Genomic DNA, 21,423 nt, shown 5'->3' on the forward strand with positions numbered 1-21,423 from the left:
TCGAAATTGAATACATATTTGTTCCATATGACTATGAAAATTTCGCTGAAAGGTTCTAAATGGTAGGTTGCCGCCATCCCTGCATGCTCCCACTTTCAGTGTGACAAGCAGTAAATGGAACAACCTACCATTAAGAACCTAAGCAGCTTATTTTCAAATGCTTATTTCACAAATATGTATCCAATTTCTCTGCTTGATATATTTCAAAGTTTCAATGAGGAACCATATAGTTATAGGTATCCAATTTAAGAATTCGACTTATTAGATGAATATATTTACAAAGTTGCTAAGAATTTAAGCTTGTATCTTCATTAGAAATCCTAAATATATTTGTGGAGAAAACATTTGAAAATGAGCTGTTAAGATTCTTAGTTGTAGATTGTTCCACTTTAGCTTGTCACACTGAAAGTGGGAGCATGCTAAAGTGGTGAAATCTGCAGCTTAGAATTTTCAGCGATATTTTCATAGCTTTTCGGAACAAAATATTTATGATTTCGGCAAGTTACCGCATAAATACAGTTTTAAAGTCGGATATCTATATATTAATAGGCATTATTTAGCGTACATTTATATATAAATTTACATTAAATTTTGGTAGTATTTTAAAATAAGTAAATAGATTTTGTTTTACATTGACAATAACAGGATAAATATATTATTATATACAAAATATCTAAAATGTAAAAGGAGTAAGATAAAATGGCATATTATTTTAATGAACCATCCCATACTTTTGGAGAATATTTATTAGTACCAGGTTACTCTTCTGTAGACTGCATACCACAAAATGTAAGTTTGAAAACACCTCTTGTTAAGTTTAAAAAGGGTGAAGAATCACCATTAAGCATTAATATACCTTTAGTTTCGGCGATAATGCAGTCTGTATCAGATGATAAAATGGCAGTAGCTTTAGCAAAAGAAGGTGGGATTTCATTTATATATGGATCTCAGTCAATTGAAAATGAAGCTGCTATGGTTGCAAGAGTTAAGAACTATAAGTCAGGCTTTGTTACTAGTGATTCTAACATCAAACCTGATACTACTTTAGAGGAAGTTGTAGAAATAAAAGAGAGAACAGGACATTCTACTATGGCAGTTACTGAAGATGGGACTCCAAATGGAAAACTTCTTGGAATTGTAACAAGTAGAGACTATAGAATAACTAGAATGGATTTAAGTACTAAGGTTTCGGAATTTATGACACCTTTCAGTGAACTTATATATGCGGATTCTAATATAAGTTTGAAAGAAGCAAATAACATTATTTGGGATAATAAATTAAATATGCTGCCATTAGTTGATAAAGATCAAAAGTTAAAACACATGGTATTCCGTAAAGATTATTCAGCTAATAAGGAAAATTCAAATGAACTTATTGATTCTCAAAAAAGATACATAGTAGGAGCAGGTATTAATACTAGAGATTATGCTGAAAGAGTACCAGCATTAATAGAGGCTGGAGCAGATGTATTATGTATTGATTCATCTGAGGGATTTTCAGAATGGCAAAGAATAACAATTGATTATATACATAAGAATTTTGGAGAAAACATAAAAGTCGGAGCTGGAAATGTTGTTGATAGAGATGGATTTATGTTTTTAGCAGAAGCTGGAGCCGACTTTGTTAAAGTTGGAATAGGCGGTGGATCTATCTGCATAACTCGTGAGCAAAAGGGTATAGGCAGAGGGCAGGCAACGTCTCTTATTGATGTAGTTAAAGCTAGAGATGAATATTTTGAAAAGACAGGAGTTTATATTCCTGTATGCTCTGATGGCGGTATTGTTCATGACTATCATATTACCTTGGCATTGGCTATGGGTGCAGATTTTATTATGTTAGGAAGATATTTCTCAAGATTTGATGAAAGTCCAACTAATAAAGTAAATATAAACGGAAACTACATGAAGGAGTATTGGGGAGAAGGTTCAAATAGGGCAAGAAATTGGCAAAGATATGACCTTGGTGGAGATAAGAAATTATCTTTTGAAGAAGGTGTTGATTCATATGTTCCATATGCCGGAAGTCTAAAAGATAATGTAAGTATAACACTTAATAAAGTTCGTTCTACAATGTGTAACTGCGGTGCTCTTACTATTCCAGAACTTCAAAAGAATGCAAAAATAACATTAGTGTCTGCAACAAGTATCGTAGAAGGAAGTTCTCATGATGTAATGTTAAAAGATAATCACTATAATGCTCAACAGTAAAGAGAATAAACTATGAGGTGATTTCAAACTTACAAGATGCAGCCCAACTGTTTCGCAAGGAATTATGGAGAGTTTGCAAATTAAAATATGAAATTACTCATAGTTAATATTAAATGTTCAAATAATAAAAATTAAAATTGACATTATTTAACCCATGTCATATTATATAGTATATAGATTTCATTGGAAGGAAGTATTTTTGTGAGTGTTTAGTATCTTAATTATAGCAATTTAATATTAATTCAAAAAAGAAGTATTTTATACTTTTATTTGTTGTTGAATTAATTATAACTATTAAAAGATACGAGCCACGAATTTGCTTTCAAAAGATAGGTATATTTCTATCTTTATTTGATGTTGAATTTTTTAGCTGTGGAGGTATCCACAGCTTTTTTGTTTATTTAAAAACTTAAACTATATATGTATTGCAATTGTTTTTACGCATTTTGTATGCAAGAATTTACTTATCCTAAAAACATACTAAGTGTAATTTTATTATTGCAATATAGATAAATATTTGATGAATGTATACATTGCATTAAATATTAGTTCGCTAAGTAGCTCTATTTTGGAATCTATAACCTTATTCGTGGCTTGAATATATAAGAAAAGGAAATGAAAAAATGAATAATGCCACATTAGAAAAATTAAATTATAAAGAATTAAAAGAAATTGTAAAATCATATTGCGTAAGTAACTTAGGAAAAAAGTTAATTGATAAATTAGTTCCAAGTAATAATATAAAACAAGTAAGAAGAATGATTAAAGAAACTTCCGAAGGGAGAAGGCTAATCGATGCATCTTACCATATGCCCCTTGAAGGAGTTTTTGATATATCTCCATTAATTGAAAAAATAGAAAAAGGTGGGGTTTTGGAGCCATCAGAAGTGATTACAGTAGGAGATTTTCTCAGAGGATGCAGAAAGGTAAAAGTGTTCATTAAAGATAAAGAAGGATATGCAGAAACATTAAGTGCATATGGAGAAAATATTACAGATTTAAAATATATTGAAGATGAAATAAATATGGCTATTAGAGGAACCATTGTTGATTCTAATGCTACAAAAGAACTTAAAAAAATTCGTAGGAGCATTGAGCTTTGTGAAGAAAAAATAAAAGAAAAGATAGAGAAATTCATTAAGAATCCAAGCAATAAAGAGTATATGCAAGAATTTTTTGTTAGTATAAGAAATGGAAGATATACGGTTCCTATAAAAGCTGCTTATAAAAATCATGTACAAGGGACTATAGTTGAAGCTTCTTCAAAAGGCACTACAGTGTTTATGGAACCAGCTTCAGTCTCAAAATATACAACTGAATTAATAGCTTTAAAGGCTGAAGAGAGTGTTGAAGAATACAAAATATTATCTACCTTAAGTGAAATGATTTTTCAAAAGCATCAAGAAATAAAAATAAATATCGAAGTTATTTCAGAGTATGACATGATACTTGCAAAAGCAAAATATAGCAAGGAAATAAGCGGAATTGAGCCAAAGCTCAATGATTATGGCTATATAGAAATAGTAAAGGGAAAATATCCATTAATTAAAGAGTGCGTTCCACTGGATTTTGAAATAGGAAATAAATATAGAAGCTTAATAATAACTGGTCCAAATGCAGGCGGAAAGACAGTTGTATTGAAAAGTGTTGGATTACTAACTTTAGCAGCATTAAGTGGATTTCATATAAGTGCACATGAAAATACTGAAATTGCAGTATTTGATGATATTTTTGTTGATATTGGTGATAATCAAAGTGTAGAAAATGCTTTAAGTACATTTTCTTCTCATGTAAAAAATTTAGCAGAGATTTTAAAAGAAAGCAGTAAAAATTCATTATTGCTTTTTGATGAAATTGGAAGTGGTACTGAGCCAAATGAAGGAGCAGCACTTGCTATTGCAATTTTAGAAGAATTTTATCATAAGGGGTGCATTACAGTAGCAAGTACTCATTATGGGGAAATTAAAAACTTTTCGCAAAATCATCCAGACTTCGAAAATGCAGCTATGGAATTTAAAAGAGATACTTTGGAGCCATTATATAAACTTCATATAGGAAAAAGTGGAGACAGTAATGCCCTATATATATCAAGAAAAATGGGTATTAGTGATAATATAATTGAAAGAAGTAGAAAATATATTCAAACGAAAGATTATAATTATAATTTAGTAAAAGAAAGTAAAATTCCTAAAAGAAAAATAGAAAAATCCGAAACTCATGAGTATATTTATAGAGTTGGAGATAAAGTATTACTGCTTGATAAAGATGCAAGTGGAATTGTCTATAGAGAAATTGATAGATTAAATAATATAACTGTTTTATTTAATAATGAATTTATAGAAGTAAATTACAGAAGGCTTAAACTTGAAATTAGTGCTGAAGAATTATATCCTAAAGATTATGATATGAGTCAGCTATTTTCAAGCTATAAAGAAAGAAAACTTAATAGAGATATTGAAAGAGGATCTAAAAAAGGACTCAAAAAATTTAGAAAACAGGAAGGTATATAGATATCTAACGTTAAAACTTAGATTTATTCGATGACTCAACGAAATCAAATACATTTCTAGTATAGCGGTATATTCTAACTGTAAGTTGAGCTCTTAAATTGTCTATCTATAAAGTTAAAAAGGAAAGAATATAAGAATTTAGGAATAAAGGAATTTAAGAATTAAAGAATATAAGAATTTAAAAGTGAAAATATTTTTAAAGAAAAAAATATAAAAGTTAACAATTTATAATTTTTTCAATGCTTTGAATAATTATATATAGTGTAAAAATAATTCTTCGTTATAATTCTAAAAATATTGAAAGAATTTTAACTGTAATTGTGAATTGTGAAATTTGCATTGTGAATTGCAGCATATATATTAAAAAAGGTTATCTTATGAAGGTGTATAAACCAATGAGATGACCTCTTTTTATAAAATGCACGATAAATGCATTAATTCTTTCTAATTCAGGAAACATGTATCAAGTAAGCCTTTTTATTGGTAAATAATAATGCTATAATATGAACAGATTATTACGCATGTCATAGGTGATAATTTTACTGTTACTGAATGAATTGGAGGAAACATATGAAGGAAAACTTGGAAGTTACATTAAAGCAAATGATTCATATCATTCATAGAGCTATTAATTCTGTGGACAAAAGACTTTTGAATCATGGAGAAAAAGTTGCATATATAATGTTAAATTTATTAAAAGCAAGAGGAAATTATAGTAATGAAGATATGCTTAAAATTTGCGTCATATCAATTTTTCACGATATTGGTGCATATAAGGTTGCGGAAAGAGATAAGCTTGTTGATATTGATGTAAAAACTCCGTTTGATCATGCTATCTATGGTTCATTATTTATAAAATATTTTTCTCCGTTACCTAATTTATATAATATAGTTCTAAGCCATCATTTTACGTGTAAGTATTTTAAGGACAAGCACATGGATATTCTATCTAAAGAAGGAATGATATTAAGTTTTGCCGATTATATTGATAGGGTATATTTATCGAAAAAAGAATTAACGAAAGATTTTATTAGAAATCATGCAGAAGAATATTCAAATGAATATATAGAATTATTGATGGAAGCAGATAGAAAATTTAATTTTATCGAAAAGTTAATAGATAAAACTTATGTTGATGAGTTGTATGATTTTTTTGGTACTAGAATACTTACAAGAGATGAAGTTGTATCGTATAGTAAAATGTTAGCTTATTCAATTGATTTTAGAAGTGAAGCAACAGTTAAACACACCATATTAGTAGAAGCTGTAAGTTTTCAAATTGCAAAGTTGTGTGGGTTAGATGAGAAAATTTTATCAAAAATTAAAATAGCAGCTGCACTTCATGATATAGGAAAGATTGCTATTCCAGTAGAAATCTTAGAAAAGCCCGGTAAACTTACAGACGAAGAGTTTGAAATTATGAAAAGCCATGCTATTATAGGATATGAGATTTTAAGTGATTTAAATATAGATGATATAAGAGATATAGGAACATTTCACCATGAGAAGTTAGATGGTGCGGGCTATCCGTTTGGACTAAAAGGAGATCAATTAACTAAAGAAATGAGAATAGTAGCAATAGGGGATATTACTAGCGCTTTATTAGGAGTAAGGAGTTATAAAGAGGAATTTAGTAAAGATAGGATAATAAAAATTCTAAATAATATGGCTAAGGATAATAAAATTGATTTACATATCACTAATTTGCTTATAGATAATTATGATTTTATAATTGATGAGGCAAAAAAGCAGGCTAGTGATTTAATGGCAAAATATCTAAATATAACGACTGAATATAAACAATTATTAAAAAAATTCTCGTAAAAATAAGTGAATATCATATAATCCCAAGCAATTAATTATATGTGCTATATAACTAATTGCTTGGGATTTTTAGTTGAAAAGTTATTTTTTATAGGATTTCCAAATTTCTTTAGAAATTCTTTCGATTTAATTGTAAACTATCTTTATTTTTCAATTGTATATTTTAGTTGTAGCTAATCAGTATATAAAAAATAAATATGTTGTATTTGAGATTATACATTTTGTATTAATTTAACGTTTGGATTACTAGGAGTTTAAATGCAAGTACATTATTGCAGCATATATCATCTAAGAATAGGAGGTGCTTATGGTAGAATCTTTAATTCTATAATTTACAATCAAATTTAATAAAATAAATTTAGTAGGAAAGTATATTTATGAGTTTGGAAATGCCTCACATATGATATATAATAAATTTTATGTGGATTTTATTCCAAATTAAATAAGAATAGGAATTTTAGTATGTATTCTAAGATTAATTAAATATATATTGTAAAAATAATTCTTCATGACAATTCTAAAAATATTGCAAGAATTTTAGTCGTAATTATGAATTGTGAAATGTGTATTGTGAATTGCAACATATATATGAATTAATTATCATTTGTAAATTATAGTAAGTGAGGGTGTTAAAGAATAATGAATTTTTATAATGTTTTAATAGTTGAAGATGAAAAAGAAATATGTGATGGAATAGAGATATACTTGAAAAACCAGGGCTACAATGTTTATAGAGCAAGCAATGGAATAGAAGGATTGGAGATAATAGAAAATCAAACTTTGCATTTGGCAATAGTTGACATAATGATGCCGAAGATGGATGGAATAACAATGGTGATGAAACTCCGTGAGAATTATGATTTTCCTGTAATAATGCTTACTGCAAAATCAGAGGAGATGGATAAAATTCTAGGCCTTAATATTGGAGCGGATGACTATGTAACTAAGCCATTTAATCCAATGGAGTTGATAGCTAGAGTCAATTCCCAGCTTAGAAGATATTCAAAATATTTAAGTGTTGTAAGTGGAGCTGAACAAAAAAGTAATATATTTTCAATTGGTGGTCTAGAGTTAAACAATGATACAAAAGAAGTGATTCTTGATGGAGAATTAATAAAAGTTACACCAATAGAATTTAAAATATTACAATTGTTAATGAAAAATCCAGGAAGAGTTTTTTCAGCAGAAGAAATATATGAAAAAGTGTGGAATGAGGAAGCCATAAATACTGATACAGTAATGGTTCACGTTAGGAATATAAGAGAAAAAATAGAGATTGATACAAAGAATCCAAAATATTTAAAGGTGGTATGGGGAGTTGGATACAAAATTGAAAAACAGTAAAAAATCATATGTTACAAATTTAGTAGCATTTACAATACTTATAATAATGTCTATGGGGATTTTTAACTTTTACCCAAAGATAAAGGAATGGTCGAAGGGAGAACCTTCACCTCCGTATGAAGACTATGAATTGATGAGAACTATGTATCAAAGTAATTATGTTTTATATAAAGATCTTTTGGGGCAAACAAGTCAAGAAGAATTAAGTGCTGATAAAATTTATATAAAATCATATGAGAAAAATTCAAATAATAATGAAGGTTTAAATCACAATGAAGAATTAGATAATGGCTTAGATGTAGCTAGATATTTTAATAATATTTTAGATTCATGGAAAGATGATCTAAATAATAACTATAAAAATTTAAATTATTTGGTTTATCCTAATGATATGTCTATAAAGAAAACTAATACTGATAATGATTTAAGCTTACTAGAAGATGAAACTAAAAGTCAAGATTTAAATAATAAATATGCTTTTTACATAGTAGTAAAGTATGATGAAAATGGAGTGGCTACTGTAAATAAGGTTTATGGCTCTGATTATTATGTAATAAGAAATAGTTTTTTAGATTTTACAATGAAAAAAGTTTGGAATGATGACTATATCGTTAAGAACGATATAAAATTTAATCCTATTAAAAACGTGACTTTTATTTATGGAATTCCTAAGGACTTAAAATATTTCGATAGAATAAGCTCAATTGTAGATAGTTCACAAAATAAAATATATAACAGAGCTGTAGCAACTGTTGTTTTATCAATATTAGGTATTGTGCTAATATTGGCGTTATTAGTGCCTTATAGGATGGGAAGAAATGTATTTGGAATTAAATATTTCGAAAAGATACCATTCGAGATCAACTGTTTTATTTTTGGTATTGGAGGAATTGGTTCTGGGGTCGTACTTGTATCTATTATTATTGAAACTTTAAAGAATACACTTATTAAACCGGGAATGGATAAGGCATTGGAAAGTTTTGCTATAATTATGATAAATGCAATTATATTGAGTATAACCATTTATGCTATTTTCGCAGTGACTATGCTCTTAAAGTTCATAATTAATACAGGAGTAATTAAATATCTTAAGGAAAAATTACTAATTATAAAAATAGTAAATTCCTCGAAAAGGTGGTTTAATAATTTATTTAATTATATAGGGCATATAGATTTAAATGATAAATCCAATAAGTTCATTATAAAAGTTATTGGCGTAAATTTGATAATAATGTTAATCTGCTGTATTTTCTGGTTTTTTGGAATAGTAATAGCATTAATTTATAATATGATATTATTTCATTCAATTAGAAAACAGTATGGAGATATAAGGAATAAGTTTAGTATACTTTTAAATGAAGCAGATAGAATTGCTGGTGGTAATTTAGAAGTAGAAATAGAGGATGATTTAGGATTATTCAATCCACTAAAAGATAGAATTGAAAAAATAAAAGATGGTTTGAAAAAAGCGGTAAGTGAAGAAGTTAAAAGTCAGAGAATGAAAACTGAACTTATTTCAAATGTTTCGCATGATTTAAAAACACCTCTTACTTCAATAATAACGTATACTGATTTATTAAAAAAAGATAATTTAACTGAAGAAGAAAGAAAATCTTATATTGATACAATTGATAAAAAATCACAAAGATTAAAATTTTTGATTGAAGACTTGTTTGAAGTAAGTAAGGCTACTAGTGGAGATATTAAGCTAAACTTAGTGAATGTGGATATTGTAGAATTAATGAGACAAACGCAAATTGAATTAGATGATAAAATAAAAGATTCAAAGTTAATAATAAAAAACAGTTACCCTACAAATAAAGTTATATTAAATCTTGATAGCCAAAAAACCTTTAGAATTTTTGAAAATCTAATAATAAATGTAGTCAAATATGCGATGAAGGGATCAAGAGTATATGTTAACATAATAGATCATGAGAAAAATGTAGAGATTACAATAAAAAATATGTCAGCAGAAGAGTTGAATTTTGATCCATTTGACATTGTAGATAGATTCCAAAGAGGAGATAAATCAAGGAATACAGAAGGATCTGGTCTTGGTCTTGCAATTGCAAAGAGTTTTGTGGAAGTCCAAGGTGGAACTTTTAATATAGAGATAGATGGAGATTTATTTAAGGTTGTAATTAAATTTAATAAGTAATGAGTGGATTTAATCTGTTGACAATAAACTAATGCAGCTTTACTAGTTAAGTGATTTTTAATATACTTATGTTAGACGGCAAAATCAAAAAAATAATAGGTTGTTAGTTAATAAAGGAGGCATTATGTTTACCAAGGAGGAACTTTTAGTAATTGAAGATGCATTAAAAATTGCAGATGCAGAATATATAAAGTTAATTGATGAAAACAAAAATAATAAAAACAGAATGGTTGCATTTAATAGAAAGCAAAAGAAATTATGGTTAGTCCAAAATAAATTAAAAAAAATTAAAGAAGAACAATATTAAATTTAGACTTATGCGATAATTCACCGAAATCATAAATATTTTGATTCCGAAAAGCTATGAAAATATCGCTGAAGGTTCTAAGCAGTAGGTTGCATCCAATTTAGCATGCTCCCACTTTCCTAGGGAAGCTCGACTCATTACATTCGCTGAGGAAGTTCAATAACCCAAAATAAAATTTTGGACTTTCACTTCACAAGCTAAATTAGAACAACCTACAGCTAAGAGCCTTTAAAAGCTCATTTTCAAATGTTTTCTCCACAAATATATTTATGATTTCTAGTGAAGATATGAACTTAAAGTTTTAGTAACTTTGTAAAATGTGTTCATCTAATAAGCCGAATTCCTAAATTAGATATCTATACAATACTTTATAGTAGATTAATCTTATTGAAAAAATGATGAGTCTACTATATTTTTATGCAATTATAATTTATATTCTAAACTATAGATATCCAAACCCTAATATATACCTATACTTTAATTTTTGAGAATTATACTAGAAATTAGATACATGTTTGTGAAAGAGGCATTTGAAATTGAGTTGTGATTGTTCTTAGTTGAAGGTTGTTCCATTTTCTGCTTGTCCTAAATTTGTTTTTGGAGCATGCAGAAAGGGGGGTCAACCTTCCACTTAGAACAATCCAGCGAAAATTTCATTAGTCTACTGGAACAAATTTGTATCTAATTTCGGTTTTAACACACATAATATAATTTTAAAGTTGGATATCGGTTATAAGTTATTTGAATCGAATTGGTTTGCTAAAAGAAAGTTAACATATTATAATGTTTTAGTATGAAATTACTGTTTTATATTAAAAAATATATATATTGCAAAAATAATTCTTCATCATGATTCTAAAACTATTGCAAGAATTTTAGCCGTAATTGTGAATTGTGAAATGTGCATCGTGAATTGCAACATATATAAATAAAAATAGGAGCGATATGTATGAATAAATTATTTCAAATTAAAGATTTAGAGTTTTATGAAGAGGATTTTGTTGATGATATAAAAGATTATGAAGACATAATTGATATTATTGATGAATTAAGTGAAAAGTTAAGTTATGAGATTATAGAGATTGCAGGTTCTAATGGATGTTGTGATAAGACAAAGAAAAATTATCTAGTTGAGATAATTGGATATATTGATGAAAATGATGAATTTATTACTAAAGAGGAGAGAGACGCTTTAGGAGTTATGGATCTAAATAAGAGATTTGATTTATTTGTTATAACAGTACATAAGTGTACAGCATGTAATAAGTGGGTAATTTCTATATTAGAATAATTATAGGATAATTAGCTGTTGATACAGCTTTTTCTTTTATAAAATGAATTAATGTATAAGAAGGGAAGTAAAACAATTGGGGAAGCATAGAAATACTCAAAGATTTAAAATTGGTTTAATGCTAATTTCACTTATAGTACAGCTATTTGTCAATATAAATATTTTTAATATTAAAGTTAATGCTGCTGAAATAAATAGTAATTTAGATGAAATATATATATCTGAATCTAATTACAATGAAGATATGAAAGGTAAAGTCGAACCATATATAAAAAGTAAACTGGAATCTGGATATATAGATGGAGATAAGGACGTTAAATTGTACTATGAAAAATACAATATAGAAAATGCAAAGGCTAATATAGTAATATCTCATGGATATACTGAGAGTTTAGAGAAGTATCATGAATTAATATACTATTTTTTAAAGGAAGGGTATAATGTTTTCGGAATTGAACATAGAGGTCATGGTAGATCTGGCACACTTGGAATAGCTGATAAAACCCAAGTGAATGTAGAAAAATTCGATCAATATGTAACTGATTTTAAAAAATTTATGGATGAAGTTGTTATGCCAAATAATCAAGGGAAAAAGGTATTATTGTTTGCTCATTCAATGGGGGGAACTATTGGAACAAAATTCATAGAGGATTATCCAGATTATTTTGACGCTGCGGTATTAAGTGCTCCCATGCTTGAAGTTAACACTGGAAATATACCAAAATTTCTAGCTGATTTTATAGTAGAATTTGAAGTTGCTATTGGTAATGGTGGAAATTACGTTTTAGGTAAGAAAGCATATACACCAGAGTATAAGGAAAATGAGATTGGGACAAGTTCTTTGAATCGTTATAAATATAGTCATGATATAGTAGCTAATAACAAAGAACTTCAAAGAGGTGGTGCTAGCTATAATTGGACAAAAGAAGCCTTTGATACAACGAAGGAAATTATAAAACCAGAAAATGCATCGAAAGTAGAAATTCCAATATTATTATTTCAAGCTGATAATGACACTTATGTAAAGGCAGAAGGACAAAATAAATTCGCAAGTAGCGCAAAGAATTGCGAAATAGAAAAGATAGAAAACTCTAGACATGAAATATATTTAGAAAAAGATGAAATTCAAAAACCGTATTTAAATGAATTACTAGATTTTTATGATAAGGTATAATTTTTTAAACAAAATATAGAAGCTTGTCTTTGTGTATAAAGACAAGCTTCTATTCATAATATACTATTCCATCATTGCTGCTAATTTTTTATTAAATAATAAGAATAATATTCCCATTATAATTGAAACAGCAGCTATTCCAGCGAATATTTGTAAATGTCCTAAAGTTTCTGTATAACCAGCAAGTCTTCCTGCTATTTGATTAGCAACAAAGCTGCTTAGAAGCCATACACCCATTAGGAAAGATGCAAGTTTAGCTGGCGCCAATTGACTTACCATTGAAAGCCCAACTGGTGATAAGCAAAGTTCACCAACAGTATGGAAGAAATAAGTTCCTACAAGCCATATCATGTTAGCTTTAATAGCAGTATCTTCTATATTTCCTCCTCTTTGCATAACAGCACCTACCATAAGTAAGAAACCAAGTCCTAATAGTATTGAACCTGTTGCCATCTTTTGAGGAATACTTAAGTCACCACTCTTGCTACAAGCTAATTTGTACCATAGCTTTGATATAGGTATTCCAAGTATTAATATAAACAATGGATTTAGTGATTGGAACCAAGATACTGGCACTTCCCATCCACCAACTGACCTATCTATAAAATCTTGTGTGTATATAGTAAGTGAACTTCCAGCTTGTTCAAAGCCTGTCCAGAATATTATAGCAAAAGCTGTTAATATTAAAATAACTGCAGTTCTATGTTTTTCTTTTGTAGTTAATGGTTTAGCCTTTGCTTTATTATCATTGGAATTAGATTTAGCTACACCTACAGGTGCTTTACCAATATCTCCAAGGAATTTGTTCGCTAATCCATTAAAGATTACTTGTCCTAAAATCATTCCAAGTCCTGCAACTAAGAAACCATATCTAAATCCGTAGTGTATAATTTCACCTGCTTGTGTAGTAGCCATTGTTTTTTCTGCTAATGTACCACATATAAGAGGTGCTAAAAATGATCCGGCGTTTATTCCCATGTAGAAAATAGTGAAAGCTGAATCTTTTCTTTTATCGCCATCAGCATATAAATGACCAACCATTGTTGAAATATTTGGTTTAAAGAAACCATTCCCGATTATAAGTAAAAATAAACCTATGTACAATGTAGTCATACTTTGGTTTGAGAATAATGTTAACTGTCCAAGAGCTATTATTATTCCTCCAATGGTGATAGCTTTTCTTTGTCCTAAGTATCTATCTGAGATATATCCGCCTGCTAGTGGTGTAAGATATACAAGAGATGTGAAATTTGCATATATAGTCATTGCAGATACCTTATCTACACCAAGTCCACCTCTTATAAATTCTGTAGTTAAATACATTACAAGCAATGCTCTCATACCATAGTAACTAAATCTTTCCCACATTTCTGTAAAAAATAACATATACAGACCTGGTGGGTGTTTCATTTTGCTTGATCCGTTTGATGAAACTTCTTTCATCATTATATCGCTGTCTTTTTTAAGTTCCATAATAAACCTCTTTCTTTGATATTTTATTAACATAACAATTTTAGCAACAAATTCGACAACTTGCAAATTTTTGGTTACAAAAATGTTAAATTATAACGTGTAATAGTGGTATTTATATTAAAAATTAAATATTCTATATAAAAAATTTAATAATAGAATCCCTAAAAAGAGTTGTTGAATTAGCAATATATTAAAAAAAGATGGCTTTTCATAAAAAAATCATATTTTTTCATATTAATTAAAAAATATGATTTCTTATGAATTTTTAAAATTTGTTTACTAAGTTTTTATAAGAAATTAGTGTACATAGTATGTTTATTCTTGGGACAGTATATATTTATACGATTAAAAAGGTGGTGAAATATAATTGATAAGAAAAATTAGTAATTTTATAATATGTTTTTTTATTATTTTTAGCATTCCTATAGATTCAAAGGCATCAGAAGATAGTGATTACAAAACAGAGATGAAGCAGGATATTTTGATTCTTATGTTATCATATCCTCAACATATAGTAGATGTAGAAAAGAAAAGTGATGATGAAGTTTATATAATTATGAAATCAGGTAAGAAAATTATTTATGATGATAAAAAGGAAAAAAATCATGAACTAAAGTTAACAAATCCTGATTTACAAGATATGTTAGAGGAAGACTATCCGTTAGAAAAAAATACAGAGATCATGGATAAAAATTTTGATCCTGGTAGAGCTAGGCATTACGAGTTATTAAGCGAAGTATATGGAAATTCTAAGGGAGCAATTGAAAAAAACTTAGCTACCTTAAAGTATGGATATACTAATTATCAATTCAATAAGCAAAATGATGCTAATGCGTCTTTAGAAGCAGCTTTAAAAGAATTAATGCCTTTAGCAAAATCAAGATCAGATATAGGTAGTATACTTTACCCTGCAAGTGGAACATTTAACTATAGAGTTATATCTGGAACTGGAAGGCTAAGCCCACATTCATATGGAATTGCAATTGATCTTAAAAGTGATAAGAGGGATTATTGGAAGTGGAGTTCAGAAAAGGCTGGGAAGGAAAGACTCTCTGATTACCCTAAAGAACTAGTGGAAGCATTTGAAAAGAATAATTTCGTGTGGGGAGGAAAATGGGGACATTTTGATATATTGCATTTTGAATATAGACCAGAAATAATATTAAAAGCTAGATATTTTGCTAATTGGAATAAAAATGATGAATGGTTCCAAGGTGTTCCTCTAAACGAAGAAACTAATAAGTATATTGAAATAATTAACAATAAATTGTAGTAGAATGACTTAATTTAGAAAGGGGTATTATAGATGCGACTCTCTAAAATCAAAAAAAACCGGTCAAAATTTATAATCATCTTAGTATTCATTGTGTTTTTATCATTGATTACTAGTGATAAAAGTAGCATTGTATTTGCTTATACTAGTACTGATAATGAAGTGAAAAGTATTGTAGAAAATATATTTGCAATAAAAAATAAAGCTATACTTAGCAAAGATTTGGATTCAATTAAAGCCTTATATGCTACTGATACTAGATATGGTCAATGGGCATATGAGTATGAGGAAAAAAAGGTTAAATATGTTAATAACTGGGCAGAAAAGCAGGGAATACAATTTGTGGATATAATTCCTAAAGTGGTAATCAAAAAATGTAAAATTGGAGATAATAAATGCTCTTTTAGTTTAATTTGTAATACAGAGTATAAATATATATATCCGGATCAGCCGGAAGTCATAAATAGTTCAAGAATGGGGACCTATCATTCTTTTCAATTAAGCAAGAGAGATAATAATTGGATAATAACAAAGGAGTGGTATACAGATCCATTTGCTGATTCATTAAGTTTAGAAAATATTAAAGCAGATGAGATTAAACAATATATATCATCACAGCCTCTTAGGGATATTTCCAATATTAATGAAAAAAGAAAAGGTGCAAAGGAATATGCAGAAAGATATTGTGGAGCAGCAACCATTGAGGAATATGGCTTTAAGTATAACAATAAATATAGAGATTTTAATCCAGAGGGTGGAGATTGTGCAAATTTTGCGTCACAAATACTACGCGAAGGAGGAAAATTCAAGGAAAATTCTACATGGAACTATGACAAAGGGAGTGCGACAGGTCCTTGGGTAAATGCCGGTAAGTTCACTCATTATATGATTAATAGCGGAAGAGCATCGGTAATTGCTAGAGGAAGTTATGAAAAGGTATATAAGGCTTCTTATAAATTACTTCCAGGAGATTTCATAGCATACGAAAAGAAAGGTGATATAACCCATGTATCGACAGTTACAGGAGTCGATTCTAAAGGATATTCTTTAGTAACATGTCATAATACGGATAGAAATAATGTTCCATGGGATTTAGGATGGAGTGATAAAAAAATTAAGTTTTGGCTTATTAGAGTTCATTACTAAATAAAATTTGCCTTAAGGGGTAATTAAATGCACTTTAAGGCTTTATTTGAAATTTAAAGAATAAAATTTGTTTAACAGCTCATTTCAAAATGTTTTCTTCATAGATATAAGTCTAAAAAATATTGCAAGAATAACCCTAATTGGAACTGTGAACTGTGCATTGTGAATTGTAATATAATTTTATATAATCAAATTATTATAGTATAATACAAATCAGATATTAATCATTAAGGGGGGGACTAGTAAGAAATATAGTTGTATTCTTACTAAAGTAGAATGAAACAAATAGTATTAAATAAAAAAGATAAAAGTGTTGTACAAGCCCAATTGAAACTATTGGATGTAAGCTATATCGATAAAATTATGAAATTACAAGATGATGTATATGCAAGATTAGATAATAAAGAATTTTTTGCATGTTCAGATAAAAAAGAATTTGAAACTGCTATAAATGAAAAAGGTATAGTCTTGGGTTGTGTTTCGTTAGATGAAGATGAGCTAATTGCTATAGGAGCATATATTGAATATGGATACGATGAACATAATTATGGACATGATATAAAAATTCAAGGGGAAGAACTTCTTAAGGTGGGACAGATTGAATCAACCATGGTTTTGGATGATTATAGAGGAAATAAACTTCAAAAGATAATATGCGAATCTCTTGAAGAAATAAGCAAAACAGCAGGAATGAATTGTATTTGTGCAACAGTTTTTCCTGATAATAAATATAGTTTGAATACATTTAAAAAACTTGGGTATAATGTTATGGAAGATAAATTAAAATATGGTGGATTAAGAAGATTTGTTTTAATGAAAGAATTAAAATGATAAACTCTAAGCACTGTAAAAACTTAGTTTATTTTAAAATGCATTTCAAGAAAATTATTCATAAAAAAGTATAATTTGAAAATTCATTAACAAATTTTTAAAAAAAGTATTGATTTATAAATTATTTTGCAATATAATGAATTCCATAAAGCAAATGTGCTTATAATTAATAAAGAAATTAATTTTTGAGAAATTAAAATTTATATATGCAATGATGAAGAAAAGTAAATTCAAATAGATGATTTTTAGAGAGCAGATGATGGTGGAATATCTGTATGAGTCTTGAATTGAAAGAACACTTCGGAGCTATTAACCGAAATTTTATATTAAAAGAGTAGGCTTAATCGGGTCCATACCGTTAAAAGTGGAGAGTATAAAACAATAATGTTTTGTACTTCATTGAGGTGAGTTTCTTATAAACTAACTAGGGTGGTACCGCGAGTTAATCTCGTCCCTATGCATTATGCATAGGGACGAGTTTTTTTGTTAATAAATTTTAGTTAAAATAAAAATATTTATTTTTACAAAATATCTATAAAAATTTTATGTAAAAATAATCAATATATGGGAAAAGGAGCAATAATCATGAAAAGAATATTTATTAAAGATTTAGCAGTTAACGGGGAAGAAACAGTATTACTTAAAGGTTGGATTCATAAAATTCGTGATCTTTCACATGTTTCATTTATCTTACTTAGAGATAAATCTGGGATAATTCAATTAGTATGTACTAAGGAACAAATTAAAGGTTTAAGACTTGAAAATGCAGTAGAAGTAACTGGAATAGTTCGCGAAAATGAAAAGGCTCCAAAGGGAATGGAAATTGAAGTATCAGATATTAAAATAGCAGGAACTGTATATTATGATAAATTACCATTTGAAATTCAAAGCTTTAAAGAAAAGGCTGCTCTTGAAACTCAATTAGATTATAGAACAATAAGTCTTAGAATTCCTAAGAAAAAAGCAATTTTCAAGGTTCAAAATGAAATTGAAGAAGCATTTAGAATGTTCTTCAAGGGTAATGATTTTGAAGAAATCCATACTCCAAAGATAACTCATTCTGGAACAGAAGGTGGATCTGAAATGTTTACTGTTAATTACTTTAACAGAAGAGCTTTCCTTGCACAAAGTCCTCAATTCTGGAAGCAAATGATGGTTGGAGCAGGTTTTGAAAGAGTATTTGAAGTTGGTTATGCATATAGAGCAGAACTTCACAACACTTGGAGACATTTAAATGAGTATGTTAGTTTAGATGTTGAAATGGGATTTATAAAAGATGAAACTGATCTTATGGAAATGGAAGAAAGCTTTATAAGATATTTATATAAACACTTAAATGAAAAATGCGCTGAAGAATTGAAATTATTTGATGTAGTTCTTCCAGAAGAAATTAATATTCCAAGAATTCCACTTGCTAAAGCTCAAGAAATTTTATTAACAGAATTTAATAAAAAATCTCCAGTTGGAAATATTGATAATGAGGGTGAAGCACTATTCCATAAATATGTTAAAGAAAAATATAATAGTGACTATGTATTCCTAACAGAATATCCAACAGCTAAGAGACCAATGTATGCAATGGAATGTGAAGAAAATAGAGAAATGACAAAGAGTTTTGACTTGATCTTCAAAGGCGTTGAAATTACAACTGGTGGTCAAAGAATACATGATTATGAAATGTTAAAAGCTAAAATGGAAAGATTAGGATTAAAGCTTGAAGACTTTGCTTTTTATTTAGATACATTTAAATATGGAATGCCACCTCACGGAGGGTTTGCAATAGGTCTAGAAAGAATCACAATGCAAATATTAAACCTTGGAAATATAAGAGAAGCATCATTATTCCCAAGAGACATGAAGAGATTAACACCTTAAGTGAGAATCCAAAAAGTGATGCTCCAAATTTTATATTTGGTTAGCAGAACTTTCTCTGTGAGCTTTTACATTTGGATATTCGAACTTACTCAGTGAGCGAATGCGAGTCGAGTTTCATTTAAAAAAGTTATTCAATAGAAACCTGAAAAAGCTTCTATTGAATAAAGCTAATTAGTTTATGTAAAGTTAATGAATTTTAACATAGTGCTTTAAAACAGCATTATAAATGATAAAAAATTTGATGAGGTGAAATTAATGAAAGTTAGTATTGATGAAGTAAAATATATAGCAAAGCTTTCTAAATTAAGATTTTCTGATGAAGAAGCTGCTAAATTTGCAAAAGAATTTGAAAATATTTTAGAGCATTTTCAATATTTAAATGAATTAGATTTAGATATTAAAGAAGATATAGATAATAAGGCAGAATTAAAGCCAGTAGTAAGAAAAGATGAAGTTAAGCAATTCGAATGTAAGGATTTATTTAGAAATGTTAAAGATATGCAAGAGACTTATATTAAAGTACCAAAGATTATTGAATAGGGTGGTGACTAGATAATGCAAATGAATATTAAAGAAATGGTAGAAAAAATTAAAAGTAGAGAATTAACTAGTGAAGCACTAGTTCAATCATATATTGAAGAAATTACAAAAAACGAGTCAACTATAAATGCATTTTTAACACTTACTTGTGAGGAAGCGTTAGCAAAAGCTAAAGAAATAGATGCTAAAGTAAAAGCCGGTGAATCTCTAGGAAGACTTGCAGGTATTCCAATAGCAATAAAGGATAATATTTGTACAGAAGGAGTAAACACTACTTGTGCATCAAAAATGCTTGAAGATTTTATTCCACCATATGATGCAACTGTAATAAAAAAATTATTAGCTGAAGATGCAATAATTATTGGTAAGACAAATATGGATGAATTTGCAATGGGATCTTCAAATGAGAACTCAGCATTTAAAAAGACTTTAAATCCAAGGGATACAACTAGAGTTCCAGGAGGATCATCAGGTGGATCAGCAGCAGCAGTTGCAGCAAAATTCGCACCAGTGTCGTTAGGATCTGATACAGGTGGATCTATAAGACAGCCAGCAGCATTTTGCGGTGTTGTAGGATTAAAACCTACATATGGATTAGTTTCTAGATTTGGACTTATTGCTTTTGGTTCATCATTAGATCAAATTGGACCATTTTCTAATTCAGTAGAAGACAGTGCTTATATTTTAAATATAATTTCTGGAACTGATGAATATGATTCTACAAGCATAAGAGATTTAAAAGAAATAGATTATACTGCTGGTCTTCAAGATGGAATTAAGGGTATGAAAATCGGTGTCCCTGAAGAATTCTTTGGTGAAGGATTAGATGAAGAAATTAAGGAATCAGTAAAAAATAGTTTAGATAAATTAAAAGAATTAGGAGCAGAAGTTGAAACATTTTCTCTTCCTATAATTAAGGATGGATTAGCAGCTTATTATATAATGTCATCTGCTGAAGCAAGTACTAATTTAGATAGATATGATGGAATAAGATATGGTTATAAGACTCCAAATTACACAAATCTAGATGAATTAGTTGAAAACAGTAGAACTGAAGGTTTTGGAGCAGAAGTTAAGAGAAGAATAATGCTTGGAACATATGCACTTGCTTCTGGATATTATGATGCTTATTATAAGAAAGCAGATGCTTTTAGAAGAAAATTAAGATATGATCTTAAAAAGACTTTTGAAAAATATGACTTAATAGTAGGACCAGTTTCACCTGTATTACCTTTTAAAATTGGTGAAAAAAAGGCCGATCCATTATCAATGTACTTAGCTGACATTTACACTATTAATGTTAATTTAGCTGGAAATCCAGCAATATCAATTCCAGCAGGAAAGAGCAAAGAAGGCTTACCAATTGGAATTCAATTGATGGGTGATATGTTATGCGAAGAAAAAATATTCAAAGCTGCATATAGCTTAGAGCAAGCTTTAGCTATTGAATTATAGGAGGGGAATTA

General features: G+C 28.5%; 15 protein-coding genes and 1 other annotated feature. Of the genes, 14 read left to right on the forward strand and 1 reads right to left on the reverse strand.

The annotated features are described in order from the left end of the window. Positions 1-699: 699 nt before the first annotated feature. From L3B96_RS04815 to L3B96_RS04850, 8 genes are all read left to right on the forward strand, one after another. The gene (locus tag L3B96_RS04815; protein WP_238859025.1) at positions 700-2,208 is read left to right on the forward strand and encodes an IMP dehydrogenase; all 1,509 of its coding nucleotides are present in this window, start codon (positions 700-702) and stop codon (positions 2,206-2,208) included. 623 nt (positions 2,209-2,831) lie between these two features. Continuing rightward, a complete protein-coding gene (locus L3B96_RS04820) occupies positions 2,832-4,718 on the forward strand; it encodes an endonuclease MutS2 (protein WP_238859026.1) in 1,887 nt (628 codons plus the stop codon). Positions 4,719-5,288: 570 nt separating this feature from the next. Continuing rightward, positions 5,289-6,542, forward strand: a complete 1,254-nt coding sequence (locus L3B96_RS04825) for an HD domain-containing phosphohydrolase (protein WP_012058342.1) — start codon at positions 5,289-5,291, stop codon at positions 6,540-6,542. Positions 6,543-7,181: 639 nt separating this feature from the next. After that, positions 7,182-7,886: a response regulator transcription factor gene (locus tag L3B96_RS04830; protein ID WP_012058343.1), complete on the forward strand. Its 705-nt coding sequence runs from the start codon at positions 7,182-7,184 to the stop codon at positions 7,884-7,886. Then, on the forward strand, positions 7,861-10,047 hold the full coding sequence (locus L3B96_RS04835) for a HAMP domain-containing sensor histidine kinase (protein ID WP_343073052.1): 2,187 nt from the start codon (positions 7,861-7,863) through the stop codon (positions 10,045-10,047). The genes L3B96_RS04830 and L3B96_RS04835 overlap by 26 nt, the downstream gene beginning before the upstream one ends. A gap of 124 nt (positions 10,048-10,171) precedes the next feature. Further along, positions 10,172-10,354, forward strand: a complete 183-nt coding sequence (locus L3B96_RS04840; protein WP_017212616.1) for a hypothetical protein — start codon at positions 10,172-10,174, stop codon at positions 10,352-10,354. A 949-nt stretch (positions 10,355-11,303) separates the two neighbouring features. Next, positions 11,304-11,645 carry a hypothetical protein gene (locus L3B96_RS04845; RefSeq protein ID WP_026889797.1) on the forward strand — a complete coding sequence of 114 codons (342 nt, stop codon included), beginning with the start codon at positions 11,304-11,306 and terminating at the stop codon, positions 11,643-11,645. Positions 11,646-11,763: 118 nt separating this feature from the next. Next, positions 11,764-12,819 carry an alpha/beta hydrolase gene (locus L3B96_RS04850; RefSeq protein ID WP_077831283.1) on the forward strand — a complete coding sequence of 352 codons (1,056 nt, stop codon included), beginning with the start codon at positions 11,764-11,766 and terminating at the stop codon, positions 12,817-12,819. A gap of 63 nt (positions 12,820-12,882) precedes the next feature. Here the strand turns inward: L3B96_RS04850 and L3B96_RS04855 are convergent, their stop codons facing one another. Continuing rightward, entirely contained in the window at positions 12,883-14,292 is a 1,410-nt protein-coding gene (locus L3B96_RS04855) for a peptide MFS transporter (RefSeq protein WP_061114829.1), read from the reverse strand. 370 nt (positions 14,293-14,662) lie between these two features. Here L3B96_RS04855 and L3B96_RS04860 point away from each other — a divergent pair, with 370 nt between their 5' ends. The 6 genes from L3B96_RS04860 (at position 14,663) to gatA (ending at position 21,412) form a co-directional block, all read left to right on the forward strand. Continuing rightward, positions 14,663-15,565 (forward strand): M15 family metallopeptidase, encoded by a 903-nt coding sequence (locus L3B96_RS04860; protein WP_238859210.1) that lies wholly within the window; start codon positions 14,663-14,665, stop codon positions 15,563-15,565. A gap of 33 nt (positions 15,566-15,598) precedes the next feature. Next, on the forward strand, positions 15,599-16,711 hold the full coding sequence (locus L3B96_RS04865) for an amidase domain-containing protein (RefSeq protein WP_238859028.1): 1,113 nt from the start codon (positions 15,599-15,601) through the stop codon (positions 16,709-16,711). 276 nt (positions 16,712-16,987) lie between these two features. Then, positions 16,988-17,542, forward strand: a complete 555-nt coding sequence (locus L3B96_RS04870; RefSeq protein ID WP_238859029.1) for a GNAT family N-acetyltransferase — start codon at positions 16,988-16,990, stop codon at positions 17,540-17,542. 202 nt (positions 17,543-17,744) lie between these two features. Next, positions 17,745-18,001, forward strand: a binding site (T-box leader). 126 nt (positions 18,002-18,127) lie between these two features. Next, positions 18,128-19,417 (forward strand): aspartate--tRNA(Asn) ligase, encoded by a 1,290-nt coding sequence (gene aspS, locus L3B96_RS04875; protein ID WP_238859030.1) that lies wholly within the window; start codon positions 18,128-18,130, stop codon positions 19,415-19,417. A 255-nt stretch (positions 19,418-19,672) separates the two neighbouring features. Then, complete coding sequence (gatC, locus tag L3B96_RS04880) at positions 19,673-19,957, forward strand: Asp-tRNA(Asn)/Glu-tRNA(Gln) amidotransferase subunit GatC (protein ID WP_012058353.1); 285 nt, start codon at positions 19,673-19,675, stop codon at positions 19,955-19,957. A gap of 15 nt (positions 19,958-19,972) precedes the next feature. Further along, positions 19,973-21,412 (forward strand): Asp-tRNA(Asn)/Glu-tRNA(Gln) amidotransferase subunit GatA, encoded by a 1,440-nt coding sequence (gatA, locus tag L3B96_RS04885; RefSeq protein ID WP_238859031.1) that lies wholly within the window; start codon positions 19,973-19,975, stop codon positions 21,410-21,412. The last annotated feature ends 11 nt before the right edge of the window (positions 21,413-21,423 follow it).

Source organism: Clostridium sp. YIM B02569, from assembly GCF_022320765.1.
GTDB lineage: Bacteria > Bacillota > Clostridia > Clostridiales > Clostridiaceae > Clostridium > Clostridium beijerinckii.